Source organism: Bdellovibrio sp. HCB274 (assembly GCF_047306075.1).
Classification (GTDB): Bacteria; Bdellovibrionota; Bdellovibrionia; order Bdellovibrionales; family Bdellovibrionaceae; genus Bdellovibrio.
This window is the reverse complement of the sequence record NZ_CP178623.1, coordinates 2,559,297-2,585,526: the sequence shown is the minus strand read 5'-3', so window position 1 is coordinate 2,585,526 and position 26,230 is coordinate 2,559,297. Positions and strand designations below refer to the sequence as shown.

The window sequence follows — 26,230 nt, the reverse complement described above, 5'->3', positions numbered from 1 at the left end:
ATGGGTAAAGAACGCGTTCATCGCTATGTCTCCAAAGATCTGACAGTGCGTATTGCCGCCGTCAATGCGACGGAAGTTGTTCGACACATGCAGGATTTGCAAAACACTTACCCCCTGGCGACAGTGGCAGTGGGACGCAGCATGGTGGGCGCGCTTTTGATGGCAGCTCAACTGAAAGATGGTCAGCAAGTGGGACTTTTGTTCCGTGGTAACGGACCACTTAGCAGCGTTTATGCTGAAGCCAGCTACGAAGGCCACGTGCGTGGTTATACGCCAAACCCTCAGTATCAGCCTGCAAACTACGAAGACGGTTTAAGTTTAAGAAAAGCCATCGGTATCGGTCTTTTGACAGTGGCTCGCCATCAGCCGTTCCAAAAGCAGCCTTTCCAAGGAACAGTGGAGCTTGTAAGCAGCGAGATCGGCGATGATATCGCTCATTACCTGCATCAGTCTCATCAAATTCGCTCGTTAGTTTCTTTGGGCGTTTACCTTGATAAAAACGGAAAAGTGCAATCAGCTGGTGGAGTACTGATCGAAGTCATGCCGGGTGTTGAAGAGGGCATGGTTGAAAAAATCATCGCAAACTACGAAAGCAAAAAACCAAACATCTCAAAAATGTTGAACGAAGGCGCTTCGTGCATGGATCTTGTGGGTCCATTCATGGAAGGAATTCCGTTTGAAGAAATCGAACACAATCAAACGGTGGAATATTCCTGCCCGTGCACAAAAGCCCGCGTGATGCGTGCCCTCGAAGCAATGGGTGAGGCCGAGCTTCAAGACATGCTGGATAAGAAAGAAGAAGTTCATGTAACTTGCCAAGTCTGCGGTAAGCCTTACGATGTGTCCCTGGATGAAGTGCAGGAACTAAAAAACCTGGTTCACCGCCAGGGTATGAACTAATCCTGAGATAATACCAAGTAGTCATGTAATTCAGCCCTGTTAGCTATAAAGCTGTCGGGGCTTTTTTTTATCGTTTGCCGCCACCGTGGCGGCAAATCCACTGAATACCCTTCGATCAGTCTTGAAGCATTTTCCTGTCAAAAATCCTGACACTAGTGTTTTTGATTAGTTATTCATATAAATAGCCCCATGGCGACGAACGCGAAGTTTTATACAGCTATTTTTCTTGCAGCTCTTCTAATGAACAGCTCGGCGTGCTCTTTTAAGAAAGACGGCGCAGAGAATGAAAAAGAAAAAACCGCGACCGCAACAGCTGAAGAAGTTGCCAATGAGTTGGAGCGTATTAAGCAGGAAGGACTGAAGAAACAAACTCTTGCTGCCAAAGATTTTGTTTTTGAAGTTCAAGAAGGGAAAGCTCCTAATCAATATTTTGTATCGATTTCTTATCCGACCGTTGAGGGGGTCGTTGTCTATATTAGCCAAGGCAACGTTATTCCAAATTCATATAGCGGGATGAAGATTGAAACAGTTGGTGGGAAAACATTAAATTTCGACATTGTTGCATACAACAGCGCCGGTGTAATGGTTTTGAATACATCCAAAGAAGTAATTGTTCCTTTGGATCTTGTTATTTCAGAACTTTATCCTTTAAACAAAGATACAACGTTAGTACTTGGTCGACTATATTTAAATGACGAGTCCACCTTGCAGACTAATGGCTTTCTTTTGTCGATTGAAGCCAACAAAATTTTTGCGCGCCCTAAGTCAAGAATCATCAACTACAACGCAGGCGAGATTCTAACTAAAGACTCTCAAAAATCAGGTGGCTCTATCACTCTTCGTGCAAAGCACGCTTCTGGCTTTTTATCAATTAATCTTAATGGACTAAATGGTAAGAATGGCCATTCCAGCGTAGATCAGGACTTCCGCACATCTATCTGGCCAGCAGCCGATGGAGATGATGGACAGCCAGGCGAGTCCGATGGTGACGGTGATTGCAGTGATGATGGCAATGGCGGCGGCCGGTGCGGAGTAATAAACATTCGTTGTCTGAAACAACCTACCAACGGTGAAAATGGCGAAAAAGGTGAAGACGGCGCTACCGGTGGAAACGGTATGAGCGGCGGCGATACGGGTAACTTATTCGTTCAAATTGAGGAGCATGAAAGCTTCGCACTTAAAGTTGCTTTGAAGCCTGGTAAGGGTGGTAAAGGTGGCGAAGGCGGGCAGGGCAAACCGGGTGGTAAGGGCGGGGCTCCAGGCGCCATGGATCGCTACAAAGTTTGCAAACCTGCAGTTAAAGGTCAAGACGGCGATCATGGCGGCCCTGGAAAACCTGGAAGTGATGGTTCAGCCGGTGGCTTTGGCACTGTCGAACTCAATGGTTTGAAGAATGCTCTGGTGGAAAAATTCAACCCTGAGCCGTAGTCGAAAATCTCTTAAAAATATCCCCGTCTCATTTTGAAACGTCATTCGTGGAATGGCACCTGTCTATGCTTTGAGCGCCCATAATCACGGTGATTATCGGCGCGGTGGAGCGGTCCTTGCTTCAAGTAAGGATATGATAAAACCGTCCTTAAACCTTTTAAAACTTAGCTCGCGCCCCTGGATCACCGTATTCCTGGTTGTTCTGGTGGCTGTTTCTATCTTGAGCTTCGTGGTAGAGGTGAACCGTGCCCAAGGAGCGGTGGCCCAGTACTTTTCCATCTGGGAAGAGGATATCGCTAAGTCATTGCTGGTAAAACAGGATTCAACCTTGTTGGACAAGATCCTGGGACAGCTTAAAGAAGTACATAGTGCCGTGGCTAATGTTTCAGTAAAGCCGACACAAGGTCTATGCTCTTTCCAAAACAATATTCCTATTACTTTGTTCTCTCTTCCTGCGGGGCAAGTTCAGGTTTGTTATAGCACTGCGGATCTGGCGCTTAAGACACTTTCGTCGCCAATTTTTCTGATTGGTATTTTTCTTGGTTTGATGTTTGTTTCTTTTGGCTCGCGCCGTGAACTTGTAAATCACATGCAGGAGCAAAAACTGCAGACTGAGTTGGAACACAATAAAGAGATCTCTGAAATTTCCCGTCAGGTGGCCCACGATATCCGCGGTCCATTGATGGCTTTAACGACCTTAACTCAATTGTCTCACGAAATGAGCAATGAAAAGAAAGAACTTCTAAACTTGGCTGTGGGTCGCATTCGCGGTATCGCTGATGATCTTTTGCTGCGCGGTCGCTCCAATAAGGAAGCTTCTGTTTCTGCACCAAAAATGAAAATGCCAACCGATCAGACCGACATCATTCAGGTCGCTGATCGTCTTTTGAAAGAGTTTAAATTTTCCTATCCGCAAATTCAATTCAGCTGGCATCAACACGTGAATGCTGAAAAGCTTCAATTGCCCTTGGATGAAATGAAGTTGCTTCGTGTGTTGGGTAATATTCTGAATAACTCGGTCGAAGCCGCGCCAGAGTCAGAGGCAACGGTTAGCATTTCCCTTTTAGATCGCGATCAAAACTGGCTTTTGCAAGTCATGGATAACGGAAGCGGTATTCCGGAAGAAATTCTGCCGCAGTTAATGAATGAAGGTAAAAGTTTCGGCAAGGAAAACGGAAATGGACTTGGTCTTTATGATGCCCGCAAAACTTTGCAGGCGGTTGGTGGCGACTTGCAAATTCGCTCCCGCGTGGGTGTGGGGACGCAAGTCATAATGGTCATTCCAAAAGTCACAGCTCAAATGTCAGTCTCTTAGAAAGGTGCCAGGTCCTATTCCTTACCACGGTGTGGTAAGGAATAGGACCTGGCACCTTTTTAATTTTCGACTTTAATTCCTAAAACATTTTCGATAGTTTTATCGTATTTGTCTTTTTGTTTGGGTTTGCCGGTGCCCAGGTCTTTTCGTTGCTGGGCAAGCTCAGCGGTAAACGCACGGAAGACATCAGCGGATTTTTCTGCGGCAACCACATTGAAAATATATTCTTTATCTTTGCAGTAAGCGGTCATGTTGATCTGCGCTGGAATTTTGTCAGTTGAGCTTAACTGAATTTCTGAAACACCCAGCGTGGTGATCTTGGTTTCAATTGTGGATTCTGGTTGTCCCGAGATATTTTCGATCGCACAGGGGAAAGTAAGCACTAACGGAGTTTTTTCTCGCAAGGTCAGAGTACCTGAAAGTGTCATGGCTTCCGGCGAAGTTTGCGGGAATTCCAGTTTCGCGATCATCAGGCCCCAGGGATTTTCCAAAGATCGTTCAGTGGTTTCTAACGTGAGAACTGCTTTAACAAACAAAAGATTCACACGACCAGGGGCTTCGCTGATTTGCAGGTTTAGCTGCGCTTGGTAGGTGTTGCTTCCGGTTTGGGTTAAGGAAACAAGCCAGCCTCGTTGGTTCAAAGACTTACTTTGAATCTTTTCGCGCAAGCGCTGAATTTCAGCGATGCGTTTTTCACGCAGCTGGGGAGACATCAAAAACGTCAAAGAAGTTTGGGACTGCCAGAAACTGTTCGAGTCATAGGTGAAGTAGCGTTCCAAATACTGGCGCAGGAAAGTGCCTTTTTCCAACTCGTTTAGCTGAAAGTTTTGCGGCTGATCTTTAGTGACCTCAGACATGTCAGTAGTAATCGCAATCACCCGGGGATTGGATTTCAATTGCCAGTAAAGAACACTCACCACGGAAGCCCAGATGAGTGTCGCGGCAAATAGGATTTGCCAAAGATGCTTTTTCATTACTGACCCTTTTCAAGGGGCAGAATTTCAATCATTTGATCACGGTGATATTTTTTGTTTGGACCGTCATCGACCCACTGGTCAATTTTGTACAGACGAATTTGTGCCTTGCCACTTTGGAAGTAGCGTTTGTCGGCAGAGCCTTTTGTTTCTTTCAGCAGGGTGGCAGTGCCGCTTTGAAAGAAATCAAGTTGTGCTTTCAGTTTATCGTTTTCCATTTTCGCCATTTCGACTTCTTTGTTGTCATCGAAATAAAAGTTCGCAGCAACAGCGGCGATCACACCCACGATTCCACCCCAGTACATCGCATGCAGTTCCGGGCGTTCGTCATCAGGAGCAGTAGCTGCACCTACGACAGCTCCCACACCGACCCCAGTCAGAGTTGTCGCCAAACGGCTTTTTTGATTGGTGGCACAGGCTGTGAAAATGAAGCATGAACTAAGAAGCAAAATCGATTTTTTCATAATCATAATGCTAAGGATGTTTAGAACTAGAAGAAAGCAAAAAAGAAAGGCCACTTAAGTTTTCTTAAGTGGCCTTTTACTTTATAAAATGAATCAAATACTAAAGCTTTTGGATGATGGCGTCTGTGAAGGACTGAGTAGTGCCTTTACCGCCCAAATCGCCAGTGCGTGCATTGATATCAGACAATGCAGCAATCAATGCTTTCATGATGGCATCAGCTTTAGCACCTTCGCCCACGTGTTGAAGCATCATAACCGCGGACTGTAAAAGAGCCGTTGGATTTGCTTTGTTTTGGCCAGCGATATCTGGTGCGGAGCCGTGAACAGCTTCAAAGATCGCTGCTTTTTCGCCGATATTTGCGCCTGGTACAACGCCCAAGCCGCCGACTAGGCCCGCGCAAAGGTCAGACAGGATATCGCCGTACAGGTTTTCAGTCACGATCACATCAAACTGCTGCGGGCGAGTCACCAGCTGCATGCAGGCGTTATCAACGATAACGTCTTTTGTTTGAATGTTTGGATACTGCCAGCCCACTTCCTGAGCGACCTTTAGGAAAAGACCGTCAGACATTTTCATGATGTTGGCTTTATGAACGATCGCCACTTGTTTGCGACCGGTTTTTTGAGCTAGGTCATAAGCGTAGCGAGCGATTCTTTCGGAACCACGGCGAGTGATGCGTTTGATGCTTTCTGCAGTGTTCTCGTCAACCATGCGCTCGATACCAGCGTAAAGGTCTTCTGTGTTTTCACGCACGATCGTCAAATTTACGTCAGAGCAAACACACTGAACGCCGGGAAGTGAACGAACCGGGCGAACGTTGGCGTAAAGGTCAAATTTTTGTCTCATCGTAACATTGATGGATTTGTGACCGCCACCTACTGGAGTTGTTGTAGGGCCTTTGATCGCCAGTTTGTTTTTATTGATGGAATCAACGGTGTTTTGTGGAAGAAGGTCGCCCAGTTTTGCCAAAGCGATTTCGCCTGCTTGGTGCTCTTCGTATTCAAACGGAGCATGAACGTGTTTAAGCACGCGGATAACTTGGGTCATGATTTCAGGGCCAATGCCGTCACCAGGGATTACAGTCAGTTTCATCATATTTCGCCTTTCAAGATGGAACAGATCTATCAAGTTTAGGCTCAAACCTCAATAAATTGGTTTTAAAACTCCCATTTGCGGCTAAGGGGTGTCTAAAACTTTGACGTCAAAAATAACTGTAATTACATGTACTTAAGCCGGTTACGCAGGGTTGACTGTGAGCTGGTCAGGGAAATGTCTGTCTCACTGGCCGAATGCCAAAAACTGTAATTGTTTAAAATGTATGGAATTTCAGGGAGATAGAGCTGTCCCGGTGGTGGAGCGCACTGGTCCTTTCTTTGTAATAGGTAAGGTCAGGAGGACACGCTCATGTTCAAATATATTGGTGTAGCAGCACTTGTAGTAATGGCTTTGTTGTTAGAAGCCTGTGCTCCTAAATCCCAAGAAGCCTGCGGTTTTCTGCAAAACAGCTATGGCGAGCGCGTTTCCTGGAAAGCTGATGTTCCTGTGACTATGTACCTGCACGAATCCGTTCCAGCTGAATTCATTCCTGCAATCGTAAGTGCCGGGCAGACTTGGGAGCGCCAAACGGGGCGCAGACTCTTTAATATCGTAACGACACCTCGAGTGAGTGGTCCTAACCAGCCGCGCACTGACGGTAAGAATGTCATCTATTTCATGCCTACTTGGGAAACGGAAAAAGCCTCTGAGCAAGCCAGAACCACAGTGTTGTGGACTGGGGATCAGATTCGGGAAACAGATATCCGTGTTAACGCCAAGATTGATCCAGAAACTAATAAACCATTCTTTAACTTCTACTGGAATCAACAAAGTGGCTCCGGCGTGAATATCGAAGCCTTGATTCTTCACGAGATGGGGCATGTTTTGGGCCTCAAACATAATGATGGCGGTGGTTCCGTGATGGCGACGTACTTAAAGAATAACGATGATCGTACCGAGCTTTCCCACGAAGATACGACCGATCTTAAGTGCGAGTACTAGTGACTCGGCTTGTAAAAGTTTTATGTAAGTTTATTTAAGTTGAGAAGTGGATTTTAAGAAATAGACTTTTATGTCGGCGCCTTGAAAGGCGCACAGAATCAGGAGTTCACGATGAGAGTGATTGGCAAAAACGAAACAGTACAAGTTGAAACAGCGGCGACTTCTGAAGCTTTCCGTGGTTCATTCGTTCCAGCTGAATCCGTTTCGCACACGACTTATCACGAACTTGCTGACAAACCTGTTCAGGAAGTTGATGAGATCAATCAACTGCACACTAATCTAGAAATGCTTTACAATATCCAAACACGTTTTAGTTTTGTTATGCGCGAAGTGCGTTATCTTTTGAAGGCCTAAACGCCGTTTAATTAACTCTGAGTAAATAATTACCTATTTTTATATGTCACCAAACACATGTTAGATGACATATAAGAAATTTTCGCATTTGATGTTCTCTAGAGGAGAACACCATGCAGGACATCAGTAAGTCAACTTGTGCACACGTATGTATCCCCACTGGCGGACTTCATCCTATCGTTCAACGCCAATTTCAAAAATGGGGGCTTACGAAAACCGAAGGTGACATCGGTTTGTTGCTATTGAAGGGACTGAGTCTGCGCGCGATCGCGCAATCTCGCGGAACTTCAGAAACTACTGTTCGACAGCAAGCATTGATTCTATACAAGAAAGCAGCCGTAGAGGGACGTCATCAGTTAGCGGCATACTTCCTGGAAGATCTTTTGAATCCTTGCCAAGTGCCTAAGTTCGAACTGTCATAAAAAAAGGGGACCTCACGGTCCCTTTTTTTTTTATTTTTTTAAAACACTTCTCGTTACCAGAAATTATAGTTCGATTTGTTTTAGACCGAACTGCGGTGTGATGATCACAGTCACAATTCCTTGATCCGTCGTCAAAGTAAGATAGGCAGAAGTTTTTTCGCCATTGATTGAATCGAACGATGAAACTCGTGTGCCGCCACTGAATAGGCCAGCTGCATGAATGGTAGCGTAGTAGTTCGCTTTACCATTCTCAATGCGCATCACTGGCTGGGAGCTGAAACGGGCACCTACATTCAAATTGAGCGCCGTCGGGCAGCGGAACAGGATTTCTTCTTCTGCTCCCATCATTTTCGTTACAGAGCAAAGAATTGCGCCATCATCATAACGAACGACCTGAGCGTTTACCGGGTACCATGGGCCACCTGCGAATGCAGAAAGGCTGAATAGGGATGTGAGAACTGTTAGGGATAGGACTTTTTTCATTTTAGGACTCCTTGTTTGTTTAGGTTTTTTTAAGTTTTCTTGATGCAGCAATTACTAAATGGTGTAGTCAGGAATTTCAAATTTTCAGGAATTGGCGGCATCACTATCCGTAGTCAGCCTTGAATACAGTAAATAATTCAGTAGTTTATGGAACAGGCTTTCGTTATTTTGGGTTTAAGTGTATTCAAGGTTTCGAAAAGAGACCGACTTAATGACTACACTTTCCGGCAAACCCCAGATTATGGACTTCGTCGATTACCGGCAGTTTTTGCAGGCCTGGTATCGCTATAATAAGGAGCGATCTTCGACGTTTTCTTTTGGAACTTGGACCTTACAATGTGGTTTTAAAAGTCGTAGTTTTCTGCAGCAGGTATCTATTGGAAAAAGAAATCTTGGTGCGGATTCAGTCCCTGCAGTTTTGCAATCACTCAAGCTCAGTCAGGTGGATGCAGAGTATTTTGAAAATCTGGTGGAGTATACTCACGCTACTAATATCAAAGTTAAAGAATTTCATTTCCAGCAGATGCTTCGCCTTAGCAAAAATCAGCGTGGAAAAAAAGTGGGTGATGTATTTAACTTTTTACGTAACCCCAAAACGCCACGGGTTCATCTGCTTCTTACTTTAAAATCTCTTGTCTGTACGGTGTCCTATATTGCCAGCACTTTTCAGATCACGCAAAAAGAGAGTGTCGAGATTCTGGAGAGTATCGAAGCCTGTGGGCTATGCTACTTCGACGAAGAGTCTCAATCCTGGAAGGCCACTGATCAGCATTTGGAAATCCCCACGGAGCTGGGGAGTGTGGCACTGCTGGGGTTTCATAACCGCAGTTTGATCGAAGCACAGGATGCAATCAGTTGGCCCGTCAACAATCGTCATTTTGGTACGTTGTTGATGACCCTGGATGACGGTGAATATCAACGGGCGAAACGTGATGTGGAGGAGTTTTTCGACCTCCTGTCGGTTCGTTATCCTTCCAAAAACCTGGAAGGCGCACGGATCTTTCAAATGAATATTAATCTGATCGCGACAAGTGACGTTTTAAAAGAAAACCCACCAGTGCAAATTCCAAGTGAAAGTAAACTTGCGGAGGCAAACCCATGAAAAGCATTCTTCTGCTTTTGATTTCAATATTTATGGTATCCCAATCCGGTCTTGCAAATACGGTGCGTATCGGCAGTGGCGGCGACTCTCAGGAAGGCGAACAAGTGCCTGAAGAAATGCTGATCGATACTTTGAAGAACATCCAAAGAGATGCGCAGTTTTTAATTCACAGTTGGATGTGGAATCCAGAGAAATCGCCTTTAACTTCTGACCAATTGGAGCAGCTCCGTCAAATCGTTCTCAACACCCCAGTGGAAGTGCTGGGCAAGGCAGCCTGCAGTCTGGGGAGTGAAGTAAAAGATGCTGTGGCCTACAGCTCGCCGAGCCCGAGTATCTGTGTCAGCACTTTTGCTCTAAAATCAAAACTGCGAATTGATAACTTTAAATCCCAGGTTTTGGCGTTGATGACTCACGAGTATTCGCATCTTATTGGCTTTGATGAAACAAAAGCGTCAGATTTGCAGCAACAAACTTTGCGCTATCTGGCGGTGAGCGGCTACGCGAATCCCGGTCCTTTGCAAGTCAGATTCTATGGGCAGTATGAGCGTCACAAGTCCTTCCTTAGATTGAACAAAAAGGAACTTTATAAATATCTGGCGGAGTATATCGCTGAAGCCAAAACGCGTATGGCAAGTTATGACAGTTTGCTGCAAACGAACTATCCGGCGTTGGCGCCTCAGGATGATTTTGGTGCGGACGTGCTGGTCAGAATCAACTATATGGAGATTCTGGTGGAGGGTTATCAGGCTTCCCGCGGGGATGGAAGTTTTCAGGAAGAGCTTGATATGATCTTTAAAGGAGAAAAATTCGTCAGCGTTCAGGATTTCAACAAGCGAATGCGACTTCGAATGGTTCGAAACTTTCAGCAGCCGGGTGATGTCTTGCCGCGAATCGAAATTCAACGCGCCACGGGCCAGGATTTTGCGAATCTGGTATTCCAGATCGAAGAGATGGATCAAAAGATTCAAAATGCATTCTTAAATGTTTATCTGGGACGAAATCTGGTGAAGTTTGATTCCGCAAAGCCATAATCAGGCTTTGCGGTTAAATCCCATCGAAGTCATTTTTGGAATAGTGTAGACGACGAAATCACCATCGCGTTCGCGGGTCATGCCCTCGCTGACGATAGGTTTATCAAACGCAAATTCTTCACGGAAAGTCTGGAAACTGCTGCTCGTAGTTTTTTTGTTATCGTTTTCCAGCTGATCTTTAAAAGAGCGTTGGCCGGAAACGGTGGCGCGATCGTTTTGCACCGTCACTCGCACGGAATCTTTTTCGTGTTCAGGGACGAAAGCTCTTAATACATAGAAATCAGATGTTTCCTGCATCTGGCTGCCACGGTTTTCTACTTTATAGAATGGATCCTGCTCCTTGGACTCGTACTTGGCTGCCTGCTTTGAGAATTTCTCTCGGGTAGTGGCAAGCTCTTTAGCGTACATGTCTTCCTGGATATTCAAGGACTCACGATTGGCTTCGTTGTTTTTCAAGTAAGTGCTTTGAAAGTGCTGATTTTGATTTTTCAGCTCTTTCTCGTAAGCTTTTTTGTTTTGCATCACGCGCTGGCTGTACTGTTCGTTCAGATTTTTTTCCTTGGCGCCCCAGTGCTTTTGCTGTTGTTCGTAGTCTTTTTTGTATTCAGTTTCAGAGCGGGTCAGCTGCTTTTGCTGCTGTTCCTGCTGAATGGCGATTTTCTTATCACCAGTGGAACGCTGGTTGGCGAAATCCTCTTCCTGATTTGCACGAAGTTTAGCCTGCGCCTGTTTGCCGCGCTCCATTTCGTTATTCAAAGATCTTTCGTTTTGTTCGTGCAGGTTATCGAGGCGTTTTTGGGCAAAAGAATTTATTTCTTTCACGTCCTTGTTGTAGCGCTCTTTAGCCTTCTGGATTTCATCGGCAGAGCGCTCGCGAATGCCATTGACCTCTTGCTGTGCATGATCCTGAGTGGCTTTGATTTTTTGATTTGATTCCACTTGCACAGTTTCCAGCTGCTCTCGGCGTTTGTTACGCGTGTCTGTCACTCTTTGGTCATAGTCCTTTTGCAGGGCAGCTGTACGGGCATTATAGTTTTCAGAAAGATTGGAGCGCTTTTCTACCGAATCTTCGACCATTTCCTTTTGGCGCTCGCGGATGTGATTGATGGCCGCCTCGTTACTTTGACGGACATTTTCCTTTTTCTCCGCATAATAGCCGCGCAGATCATCAAGCTGACTTTCGTTTTCTTTGGTAATCTGCTTTTTTTTGCGATTGTGCTCCGCCTGAATTTCATTCAGATCGGATTGCTGGGATTTACGCGTGGAATTGTCGATAGATGACATATCCACTAGTGTATCAAAAAGAGGCAGTGGTACTAGGGTCCTGAATTCTCTTCAGAGGGAATCTGGCCCTTAGGGTTGGGGCAGTGGGGTTGCATGCCGCCAGTACGCCCATAGCAGCGCCAAGTATCGATGTAGGTGACCGTTTCATCCGCAGCGACCGGGTAAAACGCCCGATACTGCTCAGGATCCAAAGTGCTCTCAACCAGACGAAAGCCCTGCTCCTCTTCTGCGGCTGCGGCTTGTCCCGCCGTAGCTTCAGCGGAGGCGGAAGGTGATTTGCTGATTTTCAAAACGAAGACCCGATACTCTGCCTGGGACAGAGCGGGGAGAAGGAAAATAAAGAAAGCCGATAAGAGACGTCGATATTTCACAATATCCCCTATCGGCTTTGCGGTGGGAAAACATTATCGGAAGAAGTTGCCGAGCCTTCCTGGCTCGGGCGATCAATGAAATCAGGATAACACCGGAATTCCGCGTTGCATTATTTTTCGCATTCGATGTCGAATTAGGACTCTAAGATTTAGTCAGAAAAAACAAGATCCCGATATTTGCCGAAAATGTCGGATAAAATGAATAGGATTTAAACACTTTCCGAGGGAAAAGTGTCTGTACTAGTGGGGGCGTTTCTTGAAAACGCCCCTAAGAACTAGTGAGCGTGTTCGTGATTAGCGCGCACCGTGTTTTCAACGATGTGAAAATAGGCGCGGATCAGCATTTGATAGGAGTCAGGGTCCAATGCCTGCAAAAACGCCATTTTTTCGAAATAGGTTTTGCGCGCAATGAGCTCAGTCATCACGTCTTGGACTTTCTTCATCTTGTCAAAGCTATAGAAGTCCTTGTCGTCTGTGACTTCTTTAAGAACCTTCGCGATGGTTGTGTTATCAAACAGAACATGAACACCCATAGCGGAGTGGGACAGTAGTGCTTCCATTCGCTCAAGACTGGTCTCTTCAATACTCGCCAAGATCGCCTCCTTGCACCTTGGAAAAACCATTTAATGGCACAACATGAATTCGATGTTGGGGAAGAATCGGAAGAGTTGCAAGAGGAAAAAACAGGGTCATGACGAACCTTGTCGTGTCAGATTTTTTTCCTGTTGTTGCGAAGCAGGATTTCTCTCAATAATAGGCAATAAGGAGCCACGATGGCCAAAGCTAAATCTCGTCCTGTTAAAGCCAAATCAATCACTGAAAAAGAATATATCGTAGTCGATGAAAAAGCCGGCCTCATTTTCGAAACCGAAAAAGAGTTGTACGGGTATTTCGAGTCCGCGATTAAAAAGTTTCAGGATGAGTACCAATCCTACCGCACTGCCGATGATTTTTCTGACGAAGAACAAATGGCGCGGGAGAATTATTTGGAGTCCACATTGGATGATCCGGATGAAGTGTGGATGGATAACGAAGCTGTCGAGGACTACGCGGTTTATTATTTCATTCGCGAGTACGAAGAAGGTGCGACGGCATTCAAATACATCGCAATCGCATACATGGTCGAAGAGGAAGAGTATCCTACTTTCGTGTTCATGCATTTCCCAACACGGGATTCCAGTGTTTGGCATCACTATCAAAAAAGCGAAATGGTGTATGATCGCAATTATGCCGAAGCTTCTGCTGGAGCCATCGAGGGCGATGCGATGCTGGAAGGTGATCCTTTGGCTGTAGGTCTTTATCAAGCCATGATGAAAGTGCGTACTGAAAAAGATATCGCTCAGGAAAGCTTTCAGGATTTTGCGGAACTGCGTGAAGAAACGATCGAGTCAGCTGATGAGATTTGGCGAAAAACAGATACTGAAGGCCATGTCCTGGTAAGTTTCATCAAGGAATTCCCGGATCACGAGACGACCAAGGATTTGGTTTATGTGGCGGTGACTCAAGAGGACGAGGAAACCAACGTTCACTCGTTGCTGTTCTCTTTCCCAACAACCGATGAAGCTTTGGTGGATCGCTATCGCCAGGGTGAAAACTTACAGGCTGAAGAAGTAAGCCAGGAGTCATCACACTAATCCAATGATCTGGCCTTACATTATTCTGTCCTATTTTAGTTTGTTCGTGTTCGGTCTAAGCGACAATGTGCGAGGACCGCTTTTCCCAGAAATTATGAAAGAATTTGCGGTGAATGACTCCATGGGATCATGGATGTTTGCCTTAAGTTCAATTTCGGGGTTTCTTTCCAGTTACCTGGCTCGTCATCTGCTAAGACGTTTTGATCGCCTGAATGTCCTACGCGGCGGGGCGATTGCTTTGATTTTGTCTTTGATCGGTCTGGCGACGGCTCCACATTTTTATGTCTTCCTGCTTTTCTCTCTGACCTTCGGGATGAGCTTGGGAATCGTTGGATTGATTCCCAATGTCCTGGTGCCGTTAGGTTCCAGTGAAAATCGCAAACAGCAGCTGCTGTCTGGTCTTCATGCGATGTACGGCGTTGCCAGCTTTTGCTCGCCCTTAATTGCCGCTTCGGTGGAGCATTTGACGGGGAGCTGGCGCTGGACATTTGGAATTATCACTCTGGTTCCGTTGGGATTGTTGCTTTACACCTTTCATGGCAGCCACCAGAGTTTGCATAAGAAGGCCGAGTTCATTCCAGAAAATCACAAATTAAATAAAGCCCGAAATTTCCGCCCCCAGATCTTTTTGGCATTTATGGTGAGCTTTTGTGTGTGTGCGGAAATCATGGTGTCTTCGCGTTTGGCTTTATTCGTGCGACGAGTGATGGACTATGACATGGAAAAGTCTGCCTTGTATGTGACTTACTTTTTTGTCGGCATGTTAGTGGGCAGATCCTTGTTTGCGCTTATTCGTCTGCCTTTCACCTTGCGGACGCAGCTTTCGGGATCGGTGATCTTGAGTGCGATCTGTATTTTTGCCGGCGTTCACTGGAATCCGGTCTTTTTGCCAATCACTGGTTTTACGGTGGCACCTTTTTATCCTTTGGCAATCACCTGGATTTCCTCAAAATTTCCTGCGGATTTGGATTCGGCGGTATCATACATGATGGCGACGGATTCTTTGATGCTGGTGGGGATGCACTTGTTGATTGGATACTTAACAGACTTAAAAGGTATCGCAATGGCTATGCTGTTAGGGCCTGTTTACTGTCTGCTATCCTTTATGCTGGTAAACAGTTACGAATATTTCTTTGAGCGACACAAGCCTCAGGATGATTCGAATATCGCGTAGGGATTTAGATCCCTACTACAGGAAGCAATAATTTTGCGCCATGCTTTGAAATTGTGACGTTGTATAGCCAGAGTTTTTGTAAGAATAAAAAGGATGAAGCTTTTGCAGAACCGATGCGCGGGCAGCGCCAGAGCTTTCTGTTGCATAGGCTGTAGGGTTCACTGTGAACATTGGTAGCAGGCCGTTGATTTCAGTGATCGCCTTGTTTGAGGAAGTGCTATAAGCCGTAACTTTTAGAACATCATACTCGCCATTTTTATCTTTTAGATCAGCCAGAATGATCACGCGGCCAAAGAAAGAAGCGGGGTCTGCATAACCCATGGATAAAGCCATGGAAGAGATCGCGCTCCATCTGATGGAAGTGCCCCAGGAAGTAATAAACTTTTTAGTTTGTGTATCGTAAAGAGCCACTGGGACTGCGGATGAATCCAGGTAAGTTGAGCCATTGGAATTTGCCAGCCATTTCCACATTGAGATATAGGAGGCGCCAGAAGAGAAACCTGTTGGCAAAGTCGTAAGCTTTACCCAAACCAAATCCATGCGGTAGCTGTTGCCTTCAGAATACGCCATCTGACGGGCAGCCAAGCCAGCTGTCGTCGTGGAGTTACAAACAGCAAGAGCTTTTCTGTCAGCATCAGTAGTTGAAGTAATGACTTCACGGCTTGCAAAGTCAGTTGATTGTGCACCAGATGAACCGCAACCCGTCAAAGCCGCAGCACCTGCAATCAACAAAACCGCCATTAAACCATTTTTCAAATTTGATGTTGTCATAAAGCCCCCGTGCACCTGTTTGATTTATCTATAGAGCAACACAGGTGCCATATTTCATTTCGAAACGGGTCGATATCCGTAGAAGTTTCGATGAGTTATAGAGAGGGAAAGGCGAGTCTTGTGCGCATCTCAAATGCATACGACGAAGGTGACGGAAAGGGGCTGACAGTTTTTGAAGTGAAGGAGCGGGAGAGATTTTGTGAAGGGATTTTAAAAAAGTAAAGCCCAACCACCATGGTTGGGCTTTTAAGGGAAACTCCGTTTATTTAAAAACGAGTTTTATAAGATTTATTTCAAATTACATCGCGCAACGGTAATCAGCTTTGTATGAACCATTACCCAGGCTTGATTGGAACGTTACGATATTGCCGCTAACAGAGTAACCGGAAGGGATCACATTGCCAGCAGAGTCTTTGATTACCAGGTCTACTTTACCATCGTTATCAGCATCGATGGGCTTACAGCTCAAGGATACAGATCTTGTCAATGATACGGCAGCGTCACCGGCATTAGTTAAGATCTTAGTGTAATCCGCGGCACACACTGAACCCACGATACCACCAGTCATCTGAGCCAATGAAATCAACACAGGAGCGGGCTGGTTCGAAGTCGTACAGGAGTTATCACCTGGAGACTTAACAATCGTATCAACCATCATGACTTTTTCAGAACCCAGTTTAGAGCGAACCAAACTTACCAGATTTGCTGGTTGGGATTTTGAAACATCGAATCCAGTTGAACAGTTGCCGTTACTGCACTCATCTTCGTCCGAGATAATGATCACAACAAGGTTGGAATCAGTACGGAAGAATCTGTCAGCAGCTGGAAGTGCCACATCTCTTTCAATTGCACGGGCAATACTGAAGATAGGGCGCTCATCACCATTACCTTTATCACCAACTTTAATTGCATCAGCAAGTGCGGCTTGAGCCTGAGCAGAACCATCGGCTTTGCTCATAAAGCGTTTGCTCAGCATGGAGCGGAATTGTCCGTCACCCCAAGGGGCAGAGGCGCCCGCTGCGTCAGCTGTATTTACGCGTGGATCAGTCGTGGTTAAAGCGACTCTCCAGTCGAGGTGATCAACCAGGTTCATGAAACCGCTGATCTTAGAAGACATATTTGCTTGTTCCTCGGCCATGGAGCCCGAGTTGTCGACAACGAATAGTACGTCGATCTTGGCGTTCTCACGGATATCGAAGTTTTGCGACAGCGCACGAGAAGGAATCACCGTATCAGATTGATTCGGACTGGATGATGCCAGTGTGGAAGCCGTGAAACTCATGTCCTGTGGAGCACAAGCAGATAAAGCAGCTAGAGAGAGAATCGAGATGTATGCATTTGTCTTTTTCATAATTACCCCTATGCCAGACATCAATGCATCGGGCGTGCCAGCCGCAAAGGGCCTAAAATCGTCGCCGTTGTAAAGCTGAGTAACACTGTAAAAAGAGTAGTTAACAATCAGGAAAATTCTCAGCTTTTGGTATTAGTGAAACATATTCGAATGAGACAGCACTTGAATATTCCCTAGAGAATTCAACAGGGAACCGTCGAACAGTTAACATAAGAATGAAAAATGCGATGGAGCTTGTCTCGTTTCGGAGCGCCATCGCATTTTTTCTTTACTTCAAAGTTTTTGAATCTGAGTTATTTAAAATTTTCTGTTTACTTTATTTGCGCTTTTTTCAGGTCATCATCAGAAACCAGCGACCAGGTTTTGCCGTTGTTCTCAGAACGCAAAAGAGCGTTGTTAAGATACGGGGAAACAAATGCCGCTTGTCCCTTGGAGTCTTTCACCTGATAAGGTGGGTACGGTCGCATGTTGGAGTACTCCACATATATATTGTCTTTGCGATCGACCGTCATTACCTGATACCAGTGTGTATATTCCGGAGCGTTTGGATACACCAGAACGCGCGCGGGATTCCAGCGGAAGGTTTTCGTTTTTCTGTCGAAGTTACCGTTTTGGTAAACGAGTGCTCCGAAATATTCAAAATCGAAAATCTTTTTGTCATGCATCCATTGGCGATAAATGGTGTGAACAGTATCGTTCGCATCGATCATCATCGAAATATAAGTCTGACTGCCGCCGCCCCATTGTGGTGAGCTGTAGTTGCTCTTGTATCCCGTATCAGCAGTGTTCATGGGAACTTCGCTGCTCCACTGAGAGATGGAATCAGGTTTTAGGGAGTAGGTGGACATGAAGTGCGAACCGTGACCACCGGATACTACAACAAAGTGGCCATCCCAGGTGCGAACGATTCCCGGTTGATTGTGGGTGTCGTTAACAGGCCAGGATTTTAGGATCGGCTTCTTAGTAACTTTTTTGGTTTTAAGATCGTACTCTGCAATCCAGATTTCAGAATAGGGTTTGTTGTTTTTGTCAGGCTTAGGGATTACGGCACCACCGCGGGAGTTTTTCTCTGGCATAAAGTCACGATTGGCTTCCAGCCAAACAACAAAGTACTTGCTGCTCGAGCGGATAATTTTTGGAGACGAGCCACTGCGGTAGCCGATCTCCTGGGCGCTTAAACTTAGCAAGACTGGTTTTTCCGCTACAAGTCGGCCATTCGAGTTTTGTGAAATCGGTTGCAGGTACAGTTTTCCAACTGTGCCCAGCCAGGAATAGTCTTTTTCAAAGCCTGGAAGTTTTCCATCGCTTAAATAATAAAGCATCGCTGGCGGCCCTTGCAGGGGAGCGCGGTTATGAGGTCTTTCCAGATCATAAAGCTGTGGAAGCGGGCAATCATTGGTGCCAAGCACTCTGAACACGCACGCTGTATCCTTCGTTCCAACCAAAGGAAGGCCCTGCCAGTTTAATCCCTGATCATCGGAATACATCATCACATAGGAGGTATCTTTGTTAAATACAGTCGTCTTCATACGTAGCACCGTGTACATACGGTCCTTTTTATCAAAGACGGCCATCTTCGGATCCCACAGGATGTCCTGCTTGGATTCCATAATCAGATCCGCAGTTTTTTGATCATAAAACGGCAGTACCTGTCCCATCATAAACGGGAAATGAGTCCACGAATTTTCGCGCAAGGTTTGAAAGCCATTGGAAGACGGCACCGTTTGTTCGCGGTCGTTATACCTGAAATAAGGGCGGTTCTTGGAGTCAAAGCTTGGCGCAGAGACTGAGTAGGTGGGATCCCATTTAAAAAGCTGGCGTTCATGGAAGGGTTCAATGAAATCATCAGCGGCTTTCAGGGAATTAAAATTTTTGGAAGCTAAAACGTCGGCCTTTGGAAAAGGCTTTAGTTTCAAAGTTTCAAATTCAATTTTGGATCTGCTGGATAGGTCTTCGGTTTCCACTTTTCTGGTGGTCAGGGTAGAGTACTGCTTGCCGGAAAAATATCCGATGAAAATTGCAATACCAATACTTGCAGCTGTGTATCTTGCTTTACTCACGATCAACGTCTCCCGATTTGAAACACTTATCGGCTTATTTTGATCGAGTTTTTAGCAAAAATCCCCCTCAAAGAGCTTTGAGGGGGTCTAGTTATTACTCATTTGAATTTGTGGGTTCAAGCAGTCGAACAGTTAAATTGTAGACCGAATCACTCTCTGAGGGTGCTTCGAGGTCCTTCGCTAATTGCTCTTGGAAAGTTTTTATTTTTTCCAAGGCATGAGCGTACTGTTCGCGTTTTACCTGAATGGCGATATGAGCGCCATCGGATAAACCGCTAAGATCCCGACTGTCGATGGTTTCCATCAACTCAGTCCGAGCCTTGACTCGACGTAAAGCCATCTCTTTCATCACCGCACTGCGTGCGTGTTCTGAGAGGGCAAGGTCGATAAAGTACTCTTTCTCTGGTTGAGTAAGATTCAATCGTTCTGCCAGATTTATCGCCCGTGCTTCTGAAAGACCCATTTTACGATTCAGTATTTCACTGAGTCGTGAACTGGGCATTTCCAGATCTCTGGCGAATGCTCTGAGAGAGTACGACGGATTCTTTTTCTGACGTTTCTCTAGCTCGCGTAGAATAAAGTCCCGATAGTTGTGCATGACTACCTAGCCTTTGGTTTGAATTTCCCCTAAAAACAAGTTTGCGAGATTCCGCGAAAAATCTCCAATTTATTTTTTAGGCTGACTACACTTGAGACGGACCGTTGAAATTCACTGTCTAACTTTTTTCAGAGGGAAAATACCGCGTAACCGCATATACAAGTGTCAAAACTTCAGGCAGCAAAATCGGATGCTTAGGCCTCTTCATCACGTTCAAAAACCGGGGAGTATACGGAAAAATGATCTCTGCGCCACCACTGACCCGTGGATTTTAGTTCATTCCAACTGCTGAATTGATAGGTGTACTTCACAAAGCGCATGAATTTTGGCGATTTTCCCTCGAAGGGATCGGTCTTTAGCAACTCCTGCACTTCCGCGCACTCGTCAAACAGGCGGGTTACAAGATTTTGCAACCACATGTTTTCGTTAAAAGTTTCCAGTGCCGCAAACCACATCTGCCAATCCAAACGCGGCTGAAAGGGAGCTACGACTGTCGGGCGGTGCGTGAGTTTGGTGGGCTTATGCTTGAATTCGTACTCGAGCCAATTCGAACCATCGTTACTGCCCTCCAGAACAATTTCCGGTCGCGATTTTGTCATGACGGCAAAAAGACCATAGGGATTGGTCAGGCGAAACGGAAAAAGGAAGCGCATCCATGGGAGCATGAAATCCAGAGCGGTACTTTTCTCAAAGACCGTTTTGTAAATCCAAAACAAGTTTCCGGGCAGAAGGGCAATTAGAACTGTTACTGCCACCTCGGTGGAAATTCCAACAGGTAATATCCAGGATGTATCCGTGAAAATCCAGAAACGGTCGGCGACTAATCCCAGACACATGCCTATGGTCAAAAGATTAAAGAAAGCAAAGTTACCGGTAAGAACAATCAGAATCTGCAAAAATATCAAAATCAATGCCGCAGCAAAGCTCGGTACGCCCGGAATAAATATTATAAAAGGCACGGCCACTTCGATCAAAAACATGATCATGCAGCTGAATTTTTGAAAGCCTAGTGGAAGCTTGTCAGCCAGCCATGCCACAGGATTGGGAAGAGGCTGAGTCCAATAGTGAAATCTTAGAGCTGAAAGATTCTTCCAGTCTGGATCTTTGTTTGTGAGCTTTACGACTCCCGAAGAAAACATCAGCTTAAACAATAAAATCCACACCAGTCCCAGAATCATCGGGTGAATCTGATAGGTCGAAAACGGCATCCATTCAAAACTGAATGGCGCAAAGAAAAGAGCAATAAAGCCCAGCTCTAAAAGCAGGTTGTCCCATTGATACGACAAGAAGACCTGACCGCAACTGCAAAAGGATAAATATAATACCCAACATGCAAGAAACATCCAGGTTTGACTAAAACCCAAAAATGCCAAAGTCGAAGCCAGCATTCCCAGCATGCATACGGTCTTTAAAACAAAATCACCGGAGGCAAACCAGAATAATGAAGGAAAATGCCGAAAGCGTGACAGCCCCAGCTCTTTATCCAAAATGTTTAATAGATGATCGATGGAAAGAATCCCTCTTGATCCATACAGGCCAAGCACCTGTGTCGAGAGGGATAAGAACGCAACAAAATAGGTGAGGGCCAGGGTCTTACTTATCACCCAACTTGAAATAAGGTAGGTTTCCAAAAGACCCTCCTAAGTTAGGCTTCGCCGATTTCTGCCCAAGTGACGCCGTCACCGCCATGCTCGGGTGAACCCGCTTTCCATTTTTTCACATAGACTGAACGCGAAAGGTAAGTGCGAACCGCTTTCTTAAGTGCTTCGGTGCCGTGACCATGAATGATTTTTAAACGATCTTCCCGAGTGGTCGCAGCCTTGTCCAAAGCGATCTCAAGTTCCTGCAAGGCTTCCTCGACTGTTTTACCACGCAGATCCAGGGTGCGATCTTCATCGGCCATGGAAGCTGAAAAGCCGCCGCCACTTTTTCGAACCAACTGTGATGTTGGATTTTGTGGTTTACCAGGAAGTCTTAGATCCTGCCAATTCACCTGCAAACGTACGGAGCCCGACAAAATCATCAAATCGCCTTTGTTATTAGGCGCACTTTGCACTATGCCGTCCTGATTCAATGTTGGCACAAAGACCTTTGAACCCGGCGGGAATTTTTTTGCAAATTCGTCAGCGGTTTGTGGAGCTCCTGCCTGAACGACTGGTTTGGCTTTCACAATCTCCGGCAGTTGATATTTAATTTCCTGTAGGGCCGAGTGACGTTTGAATGTTTCCGCCACCTTGGCCTGTGCAATAGCTTCTTCAACTTTGCGTTCAGCTTTTTTCAAAGTGCGCTGCAACCATTCGTCTTTGTCCTTATTGAATTGGGCCAAAAGACCTTCGTACTTGTTTTTTGTCTCGACAGCTTTCTTGGTTTCTTTGCGTAAATGCTCCTGCAAAATCGAAATGTCGCTTTTTAGCTGTTCGATTTGTTCCAAACCTTCAAGGCGAGCACGGGTCGCCGGTGCAAGTACGTCCATCGCACGTTGAACGATGGATTGAGCTACGCCCACGCGTTTAGCAGTTTGAATTGCCAGGGAGTCACCCGGAATACCAGCTAAGAAGCCATAAGTCGGGCGGCCGGTTTTTGGATCGTACTCCATGCTTCCGTTTAGGACGCGGCTGTCTTCATCCCAGCCGGATTTCAATGGTCCTAAATGCGAAGTGACGATAGCAAATACATCGTTTGCAGAAAATTCTTCGATAAAGGCGCGGGCTAAAGCACTGCCTTCTTCTGGGTCGGTGGATCCACAGATCTCATCGATCAGAATCAGGTTTTGATGGCCTTTCACCGATGCCGCTTTTCCTAAGATTTTTAAGTGGGCCGCAAAAGTCGAAAGTTCCTCGTCAACACTTTGACTGTCGCCAATGCCGATCAGAACGTCTTTGAAAAACGGAATGCGTGAAGTTTCGCTCGCACAAATAGGTAATCCACATCTTGCCATTTGTGCGGCAAGACCGATTGATTTTAACAGAACAGTTTTACCACCGGCATTCGGTCCGCTTAACAGCAGGATACTTTTTTTGCCATCCAATAAAACCGTGTTGGAAACAACTTTTTTTCCGCTGAGTTGAAGCAGCGGATGGCGGACCTCGATCAGCTCCATCGTATCTTCGGCAAATTCGATCGCGTGCCCGTTGATTTGATTGGTGAACTGGGCTTGAGAAAAACGAATATCGCCTTCCTCCATCAGTACACGGGAGCTTTCAATGTCAGTCACTTGTGAAGATAGATAGTGAGAAAGCTCCGTCAATAAACGCTCAATTTCGTCTTCAATTTCCGCCTCAACCTGGCGAAGGCGGTTGTTAGTCGGAATTACTTTTTCCGGCTCAATGAATACGGTTTGCTTGCTTTGCGACGAACCGTGAATCACGCCCGGAAGTTTGCTTTGCATTCCGGCACGAACGGGAAGCACCCAGCGGCCTTCGCGGGTCGTAACGAATTTATCCTGAATGACGGTTTCCATCTGATGATCGCGAACCAGACGATCCAAAGTATTTTGTACTTCACGCGCTAAGCGTTCTTTTTCTTTAAACAGGTTGTACAAAGTTTCGCTGGCATCCGAACGAATTTCTCCGCCGGGAGTTAATATTTGATCAATCGCAGACAACGGCTCTTCTGCATCCATAAGGCTGTCATGCAGTCTTTTCGCCCATGCATTTTCCACCGGCTCTAAAGCTTCTTTCAAAGCCAGGGCTTCAATACAGAAGCTGCGAACGTCTTTGATCTCCAAAGTTTTTAGAACGGCCTTCTTTTTTAAGCGGGCAATCCAGGTGGAGTACAAATCCAAACTCTGCATGTACGGACGGTGACCTTGATTTAGAACCTCAGTGGCATCGGCGATCTCTTTAAAACTGACGTACGCCTCTTCTGCGGAAGACAGGGGCTTTAATTCAAGAACCGCTCCGCGCCCCACATCACTGGTGGCGTGAGATTTAATTTTTTCTAAAATTTCAATCCAATCAAGGACGACGAGATCTTGCATTCAGGGCTCCAGTTAGAACAATGCCGAAAAGCGCGAGTAGGAGAATGCTCCAATCATAATGTCCCCATTTTACATAAGGAGTGGTTGGTGCATTTTTAAGATACTTTACTGTAAATTGGCCAACCCATTCTTCATGAAGTGGCGAAGTTTGTTGAAGGTCACCGTTTGCCAGCATGACTGTGCTGATTCCCGTATTTGTCGAGCGAATCAGTGGGCGACGGGTTTCAATTCCGCGGGCCAATGTCATGTACATGTGTTGCAATGGTTCAAACGGACGGCCGAACCAGGAGTCATTGGTAACGTTCACCAGAATATCCGAGTTGGAATTTGCCAGGCCTCGGGAAAACGCCGGGTCTAATCCCTCGTAACAAATTTGTCCACCCAGGCGAATGGTTTCCTGATTATGGTTCCAACCCAAAGCGCGCGGGCCTGTGCCGCGACCAAAATTGGAGATGAAGGGAAGCCACTTAAGCATGATCGGGAATTTCTCGCTGAGGGGAAGATACTCGCCGAAAGCCAACAAATTTGTTTTTAAATAAGGCGCATCCAGGTTGTTGCCCCGGCCATCGATTAAAAACAGGGCATTGAAAGTGGCCTCATCGCGGTGTGGGTCCATCACAGGACTTCGCGAGTAAGCACCGGTCAAGACGGGTTGAGTGAGGTTCACCAATTCTTTAGCCAGAATTTGTGAGTACTTGCGGTGATTCAGCTTTTGATCCAGGTAATCGGGGAATGCAGTTTCGGGCCAAACGAATAATTCGGTGTCGGGGAACTGTTGAGCCGCCTGCAAGGTCATGCTGGTGAATTTGCGGGTGATGAACTCCTGAGCGCCGCGCCCTTGTTCGGCCTGGATTTTATCGGAGTTGCCGATGTTAGCCTGAATGATGGTTGTCTTAAATTCGCGATCGAAGTGATCCCATTTGGTTTTGTGCAGTCCGCCGCCGATCACAAGGAAAACCAGAACAACTACCAGAACCGTGATTTGCGCCAAGCTGTGCAGGGATTTTTTGAAGTTCACCCAAATTGAAGCAATCCATGCGTTCATTAGTAAAATGACGGCAGACAAACCGGCAAAGCCAATGATATCGGCCCACTGATAGGCCGGGATGTTCGCTCCCAGCAAGGTGTACCCTAGATTCCAATCGAAAATAACGGGCCACACACGCTCCAAAAGCGCATGGGTTAAGGCGATCGTGAAAAGTGTCTGAGTTTGGGAGAGATTGAATTTTCCCTTCAGCCAGACGGAAAATGTGGTGGCTGCTGGAATGTAGAGATGCATGAACGCACAAAAAAGCAGCAGTGCCGCAAATGAAATCACCCATGGCATTGCCCCGAACTCGTGAGCGGTGTAGGCAATCCAGTGAAAACCAATGGCAGTCAGCACGAACTGGGTCACCCAGCCGCTCCAGAAAGCCTGTTTCAGAGACGGAGGATTTTTTCCAGAGACGGAAATCCATAATGGAGCATAACAAAACAGCAGAGCCCAAGGTGGAAGCGGGATGTAGCTTGTGCCCACTAAAACACCAGAGAGTAATGCCCAACGTAAATCGAAGGCTTTGTGCTTGAATAATTGAACGGCTTTCTTCATCATGGTATTAGTAACACAAAGAGTGAGTGAGTCCACGTGAAATTGAAAGTCCGATGCCCAGGTTGCGCTAAATTGTACGAAGTTGCGAGTGATGATATTCATTCGGAAACTCCGGTATTTCAGTGCATCTCTTGTGAAAATCGATTCGGTTTCGAGTATCCTCCTGTGGACCCTGCAAATGTGTTTGCGTTCCTGGTGTCAAATCCAGGAATGGCTGCAGTCTCTGATGCGCAGCAAAAACAAATCACGACAGAAGAAATTCTGGAATCCATCACCAAACCCGCAGTCGAACCCACTTCTGAGCAAGTGAAGAATCAGGACATGAAATCCTGTCCTAAGTGCGGTGCTTTGAATGGTCGTCGCGCGCATGAGTGTTACTCTTGTCATGTGTTGTTCGAACGTTTGGAAGGTTTGCCCCAAGATGCAAGTCTGCGTGCTCAGCCAAGTTTGGTAAGAAAGTGGAAGAACGTTCTGGATAATTTCGAGGACGAGAGTCTGCATGAAGCGTTTGTGAAAAGCTGCGCTGAACTTGATGCTCTTCGTTTCGCTATCATGAAGTACGAGGAAATCAAAACGGCTCAGGGTGGTGATGCACTTTGTGATCAAATGATCGCACGTATTAACAGCATGATGATGGTTGGGATTTCGCAAAAACCAACCACTCGAGTTAACAACCCAGCTCACGCAAACCGTCCAAAATGGATGAAGTGGATTTACATCGGTCCATTTGCACTAAGCGCACTTTTGGTTTTGTGGGGCTTGTTGAATCTAGGAAACCGCAATCTGGTCGGAGTCGGAGTCGCTCTAGCCTGTATGTCAGCAGGCCTGATCATCATGATCCGCGGCCGCTTGTCCCTCTCTGATTTCATGGATTAAAAAAGCAAAAAGGCAGTCGGTGAGACTGCCTTT

25 protein-coding genes are annotated in these 26,230 nt (G+C 46.1%); 11 read left to right on the top strand and 14 right to left on the bottom strand.

The features are described 5' to 3' along the window. The 3 genes from ACLWNV_RS12525 (at window position 1) to ACLWNV_RS12515 (ending at window position 3,643) form a co-directional block, all read left to right on the top strand. The gene (locus ACLWNV_RS12525; protein WP_413584781.1) at window positions 1-900 is read left to right on the top strand and encodes an Hsp33 family molecular chaperone HslO; all 900 of its coding nucleotides are present in this window, start codon (window positions 1-3) and stop codon (window positions 898-900) included. 189 nt (window positions 901-1,089) lie between these two features. Beyond that, window positions 1,090-2,328, top strand: a complete 1,239-nt coding sequence (locus ACLWNV_RS12520; protein ID WP_413584780.1) for a hypothetical protein — start codon at window positions 1,090-1,092, stop codon at window positions 2,326-2,328. A gap of 52 nt (window positions 2,329-2,380) precedes the next feature. Continuing rightward, window positions 2,381-3,643, top strand: coding sequence for a sensor histidine kinase (locus tag ACLWNV_RS12515; protein ID WP_413584779.1), 1,263 nt, complete (start codon window positions 2,381-2,383; stop codon window positions 3,641-3,643). 59 nt (window positions 3,644-3,702) lie between these two features. On the opposite strand, the gene ACLWNV_RS12510 is transcribed toward ACLWNV_RS12515, so the two are convergent. The 3 genes from ACLWNV_RS12510 to ACLWNV_RS12500 form a co-directional block, all read right to left on the bottom strand. Beyond that, the gene (locus ACLWNV_RS12510) at window positions 3,703-4,617 is read right to left on the bottom strand and encodes a hypothetical protein (RefSeq protein ID WP_413584778.1); all 915 of its coding nucleotides are present in this window, start codon (window positions 4,615-4,617) and stop codon (window positions 3,703-3,705) included. Further along, window positions 4,617-5,081, bottom strand: coding sequence for a hypothetical protein (locus tag ACLWNV_RS12505; RefSeq protein WP_413584777.1), 465 nt, complete (start codon window positions 5,079-5,081; stop codon window positions 4,617-4,619). Before ACLWNV_RS12505 ends, ACLWNV_RS12510 begins: the two co-directional genes overlap by 1 nt. Window positions 5,082-5,181: 100 nt before the next feature. Beyond that, a complete protein-coding gene (locus ACLWNV_RS12500; RefSeq protein ID WP_413584776.1) occupies window positions 5,182-6,177 on the bottom strand; it encodes an isocitrate/isopropylmalate dehydrogenase family protein in 996 nt (331 codons plus the stop codon). A 309-nt stretch (window positions 6,178-6,486) separates the two neighbouring features. On the opposite strand from ACLWNV_RS12500, the gene ACLWNV_RS12495 reads away from it, so the two are divergent. The 3 genes from ACLWNV_RS12495 to ACLWNV_RS12485 all read left to right on the top strand — a co-directional run bounded on the left by ACLWNV_RS12495 (window position 6,487) and on the right by ACLWNV_RS12485 (window position 7,895). Next, window positions 6,487-7,119 carry a matrixin family metalloprotease gene (locus ACLWNV_RS12495; protein WP_413584775.1) on the top strand — a complete coding sequence of 211 codons (633 nt, stop codon included), beginning with the start codon at window positions 6,487-6,489 and terminating at the stop codon, window positions 7,117-7,119. Window positions 7,120-7,230: 111 nt separating this feature from the next. Further along, window positions 7,231-7,473 (top strand): hypothetical protein, encoded by a 243-nt coding sequence (locus ACLWNV_RS12490; RefSeq protein ID WP_413584774.1) that lies wholly within the window; start codon window positions 7,231-7,233, stop codon window positions 7,471-7,473. A gap of 113 nt (window positions 7,474-7,586) precedes the next feature. Then, window positions 7,587-7,895: a helix-turn-helix transcriptional regulator gene (locus tag ACLWNV_RS12485; RefSeq protein WP_413584773.1), complete on the top strand. Its 309-nt coding sequence runs from the start codon at window positions 7,587-7,589 to the stop codon at window positions 7,893-7,895. A gap of 63 nt (window positions 7,896-7,958) precedes the next feature. Here ACLWNV_RS12485 and ACLWNV_RS12480 read toward each other — a convergent pair whose 3' ends face one another. After that, complete coding sequence (locus tag ACLWNV_RS12480; RefSeq protein ID WP_413584772.1) at window positions 7,959-8,378, bottom strand: hypothetical protein; 420 nt, start codon at window positions 8,376-8,378, stop codon at window positions 7,959-7,961. A gap of 211 nt (window positions 8,379-8,589) precedes the next feature. Between ACLWNV_RS12480 and ACLWNV_RS12475 the strand changes: the two genes are divergently transcribed. Continuing rightward, window positions 8,590-9,480 carry a TIGR02147 family protein gene (locus ACLWNV_RS12475; protein WP_413584771.1) on the top strand — a complete coding sequence of 297 codons (891 nt, stop codon included), beginning with the start codon at window positions 8,590-8,592 and terminating at the stop codon, window positions 9,478-9,480. Further along, window positions 9,477-10,511: a hypothetical protein gene (locus ACLWNV_RS12470; RefSeq protein ID WP_413584770.1), complete on the top strand. Its 1,035-nt coding sequence runs from the start codon at window positions 9,477-9,479 to the stop codon at window positions 10,509-10,511. Before ACLWNV_RS12475 ends, ACLWNV_RS12470 begins: the two co-directional genes overlap by 4 nt. Here ACLWNV_RS12470 and ACLWNV_RS12465 read toward each other — a convergent pair whose 3' ends face one another. The 3 genes from ACLWNV_RS12465 to ACLWNV_RS12455 all read right to left on the bottom strand — a co-directional run bounded on the left by ACLWNV_RS12465 (window position 10,512) and on the right by ACLWNV_RS12455 (window position 12,759). Next, window positions 10,512-11,795: a hypothetical protein gene (locus ACLWNV_RS12465; protein WP_413584769.1), complete on the bottom strand. Its 1,284-nt coding sequence runs from the start codon at window positions 11,793-11,795 to the stop codon at window positions 10,512-10,514. A 32-nt stretch (window positions 11,796-11,827) separates the two neighbouring features. After that, entirely contained in the window at window positions 11,828-12,166 is a 339-nt protein-coding gene (locus ACLWNV_RS12460) for a hypothetical protein (protein ID WP_413584768.1), read from the bottom strand. A 275-nt stretch (window positions 12,167-12,441) separates the two neighbouring features. Continuing rightward, window positions 12,442-12,759 (bottom strand): hypothetical protein, encoded by a 318-nt coding sequence (locus ACLWNV_RS12455; RefSeq protein ID WP_413575163.1) that lies wholly within the window; start codon window positions 12,757-12,759, stop codon window positions 12,442-12,444. A 180-nt stretch (window positions 12,760-12,939) separates the two neighbouring features. Between ACLWNV_RS12455 and ACLWNV_RS12450 the strand changes: the two genes are divergently transcribed. After that, window positions 12,940-13,800, top strand: a complete 861-nt coding sequence (locus ACLWNV_RS12450) for a PBECR2 nuclease fold domain-containing protein (protein ID WP_413584767.1) — start codon at window positions 12,940-12,942, stop codon at window positions 13,798-13,800. Between the two features lie 4 nt (window positions 13,801-13,804). Further along, on the top strand, window positions 13,805-14,974 hold the full coding sequence (locus ACLWNV_RS12445; protein WP_413584766.1) for an MFS transporter: 1,170 nt from the start codon (window positions 13,805-13,807) through the stop codon (window positions 14,972-14,974). Window positions 14,975-14,989: 15 nt separating this feature from the next. Here ACLWNV_RS12445 and ACLWNV_RS12440 read toward each other — a convergent pair whose 3' ends face one another. The 7 genes from ACLWNV_RS12440 to lnt all read right to left on the bottom strand — a co-directional run bounded on the left by ACLWNV_RS12440 (window position 14,990) and on the right by lnt (window position 25,324). Beyond that, window positions 14,990-15,745, bottom strand: coding sequence for a hypothetical protein (locus ACLWNV_RS12440; protein WP_413584765.1), 756 nt, complete (start codon window positions 15,743-15,745; stop codon window positions 14,990-14,992). Between the two features lie 298 nt (window positions 15,746-16,043). Then, window positions 16,044-17,096 carry a hypothetical protein gene (locus ACLWNV_RS12435; protein ID WP_413584764.1) on the bottom strand — a complete coding sequence of 351 codons (1,053 nt, stop codon included), beginning with the start codon at window positions 17,094-17,096 and terminating at the stop codon, window positions 16,044-16,046. 311 nt (window positions 17,097-17,407) lie between these two features. After that, entirely contained in the window at window positions 17,408-19,156 is a 1,749-nt protein-coding gene (locus tag ACLWNV_RS12430) for a hypothetical protein (RefSeq protein WP_413584763.1), read from the bottom strand. 94 nt (window positions 19,157-19,250) lie between these two features. Next, window positions 19,251-19,619 carry a hypothetical protein gene (locus tag ACLWNV_RS12425; RefSeq protein WP_413584762.1) on the bottom strand — a complete coding sequence of 123 codons (369 nt, stop codon included), beginning with the start codon at window positions 19,617-19,619 and terminating at the stop codon, window positions 19,251-19,253. Between the two features lie 329 nt (window positions 19,620-19,948). Further along, the gene (locus ACLWNV_RS12420) at window positions 19,949-21,385 is read right to left on the bottom strand and encodes a lipase maturation factor family protein (RefSeq protein WP_413584761.1); all 1,437 of its coding nucleotides are present in this window, start codon (window positions 21,383-21,385) and stop codon (window positions 19,949-19,951) included. A 14-nt stretch (window positions 21,386-21,399) separates the two neighbouring features. Beyond that, the gene (locus tag ACLWNV_RS12415) at window positions 21,400-23,733 is read right to left on the bottom strand and encodes an endonuclease MutS2 (RefSeq protein ID WP_413584760.1); all 2,334 of its coding nucleotides are present in this window, start codon (window positions 23,731-23,733) and stop codon (window positions 21,400-21,402) included. Continuing rightward, window positions 23,711-25,324 (bottom strand): apolipoprotein N-acyltransferase, encoded by a 1,614-nt coding sequence (lnt, locus tag ACLWNV_RS12410; protein WP_413584759.1) that lies wholly within the window; start codon window positions 25,322-25,324, stop codon window positions 23,711-23,713. Before lnt ends, ACLWNV_RS12415 begins: the two co-directional genes overlap by 23 nt. Window positions 25,325-25,357: 33 nt before the next feature. On the opposite strand from lnt, the gene ACLWNV_RS12405 reads away from it, so the two are divergent. Beyond that, complete coding sequence (locus tag ACLWNV_RS12405; RefSeq protein WP_413584758.1) at window positions 25,358-26,197, top strand: hypothetical protein; 840 nt, start codon at window positions 25,358-25,360, stop codon at window positions 26,195-26,197. Window positions 26,198-26,230: the final 33 nt, after the last annotated feature.

Excerpts from the sequence above, each read along its gene's own strand:
- ACLWNV_RS12525 (WP_413584781.1), top strand. The coding sequence starts at position 1 with ATGGGTAAAGAACGCGTTCATCGCTATGTCTCCAAAGATCTGACAGTG.
- ACLWNV_RS12520 (WP_413584780.1), top strand. The coding sequence starts at position 1,090 with ATGGCGACGAACGCGAAGTTTTATACAGCTATTTTTCTTGCAGCTCTT.
- ACLWNV_RS12515 (WP_413584779.1), top strand. The coding sequence starts at position 2,381 with ATGGCACCTGTCTATGCTTTGAGCGCCCATAATCACGGTGATTATCGG.
- ACLWNV_RS12510 (WP_413584778.1), bottom strand. The coding sequence starts at position 4,617 with ATGAAAAAGCATCTTTGGCAAATCCTATTTGCCGCGACACTCATCTGG.
- ACLWNV_RS12505 (WP_413584777.1), bottom strand. The coding sequence starts at position 5,081 with ATGAAAAAATCGATTTTGCTTCTTAGTTCATGCTTCATTTTCACAGCC.
- ACLWNV_RS12500 (WP_413584776.1), bottom strand. The coding sequence starts at position 6,177 with ATGATGAAACTGACTGTAATCCCTGGTGACGGCATTGGCCCTGAAATC.
- ACLWNV_RS12495 (WP_413584775.1), top strand. The coding sequence starts at position 6,487 with ATGTTCAAATATATTGGTGTAGCAGCACTTGTAGTAATGGCTTTGTTG.
- ACLWNV_RS12490 (WP_413584774.1), top strand. The coding sequence starts at position 7,231 with ATGAGAGTGATTGGCAAAAACGAAACAGTACAAGTTGAAACAGCGGCG.
- ACLWNV_RS12485 (WP_413584773.1), top strand. The coding sequence starts at position 7,587 with ATGCAGGACATCAGTAAGTCAACTTGTGCACACGTATGTATCCCCACT.
- ACLWNV_RS12480 (WP_413584772.1), bottom strand. The coding sequence starts at position 8,378 with ATGAAAAAAGTCCTATCCCTAACAGTTCTCACATCCCTATTCAGCCTT.
- ACLWNV_RS12475 (WP_413584771.1), top strand. The coding sequence starts at position 8,590 with ATGACTACACTTTCCGGCAAACCCCAGATTATGGACTTCGTCGATTAC.
- ACLWNV_RS12470 (WP_413584770.1), top strand. The coding sequence starts at position 9,477 with ATGAAAAGCATTCTTCTGCTTTTGATTTCAATATTTATGGTATCCCAA.
- ACLWNV_RS12465 (WP_413584769.1), bottom strand. The coding sequence starts at position 11,795 with ATGTCATCTATCGACAATTCCACGCGTAAATCCCAGCAATCCGATCTG.
- ACLWNV_RS12450 (WP_413584767.1), top strand. The coding sequence starts at position 12,940 with ATGGCCAAAGCTAAATCTCGTCCTGTTAAAGCCAAATCAATCACTGAA.
- ACLWNV_RS12445 (WP_413584766.1), top strand. The coding sequence starts at position 13,805 with ATGATCTGGCCTTACATTATTCTGTCCTATTTTAGTTTGTTCGTGTTC.
- ACLWNV_RS12440 (WP_413584765.1), bottom strand. The coding sequence starts at position 15,745 with ATGACAACATCAAATTTGAAAAATGGTTTAATGGCGGTTTTGTTGATT.
- ACLWNV_RS12435 (WP_413584764.1), bottom strand. The coding sequence starts at position 17,096 with ATGAAAAAGACAAATGCATACATCTCGATTCTCTCTCTAGCTGCTTTA.
- ACLWNV_RS12425 (WP_413584762.1), bottom strand. The coding sequence starts at position 19,619 with ATGGGTCTTTCAGAAGCACGGGCGATAAATCTGGCAGAACGATTGAAT.
- ACLWNV_RS12415 (WP_413584760.1), bottom strand. The coding sequence starts at position 23,733 with ATGCAAGATCTCGTCGTCCTTGATTGGATTGAAATTTTAGAAAAAATT.
- lnt (WP_413584759.1), bottom strand. The coding sequence starts at position 25,324 with ATGATGAAGAAAGCCGTTCAATTATTCAAGCACAAAGCCTTCGATTTA.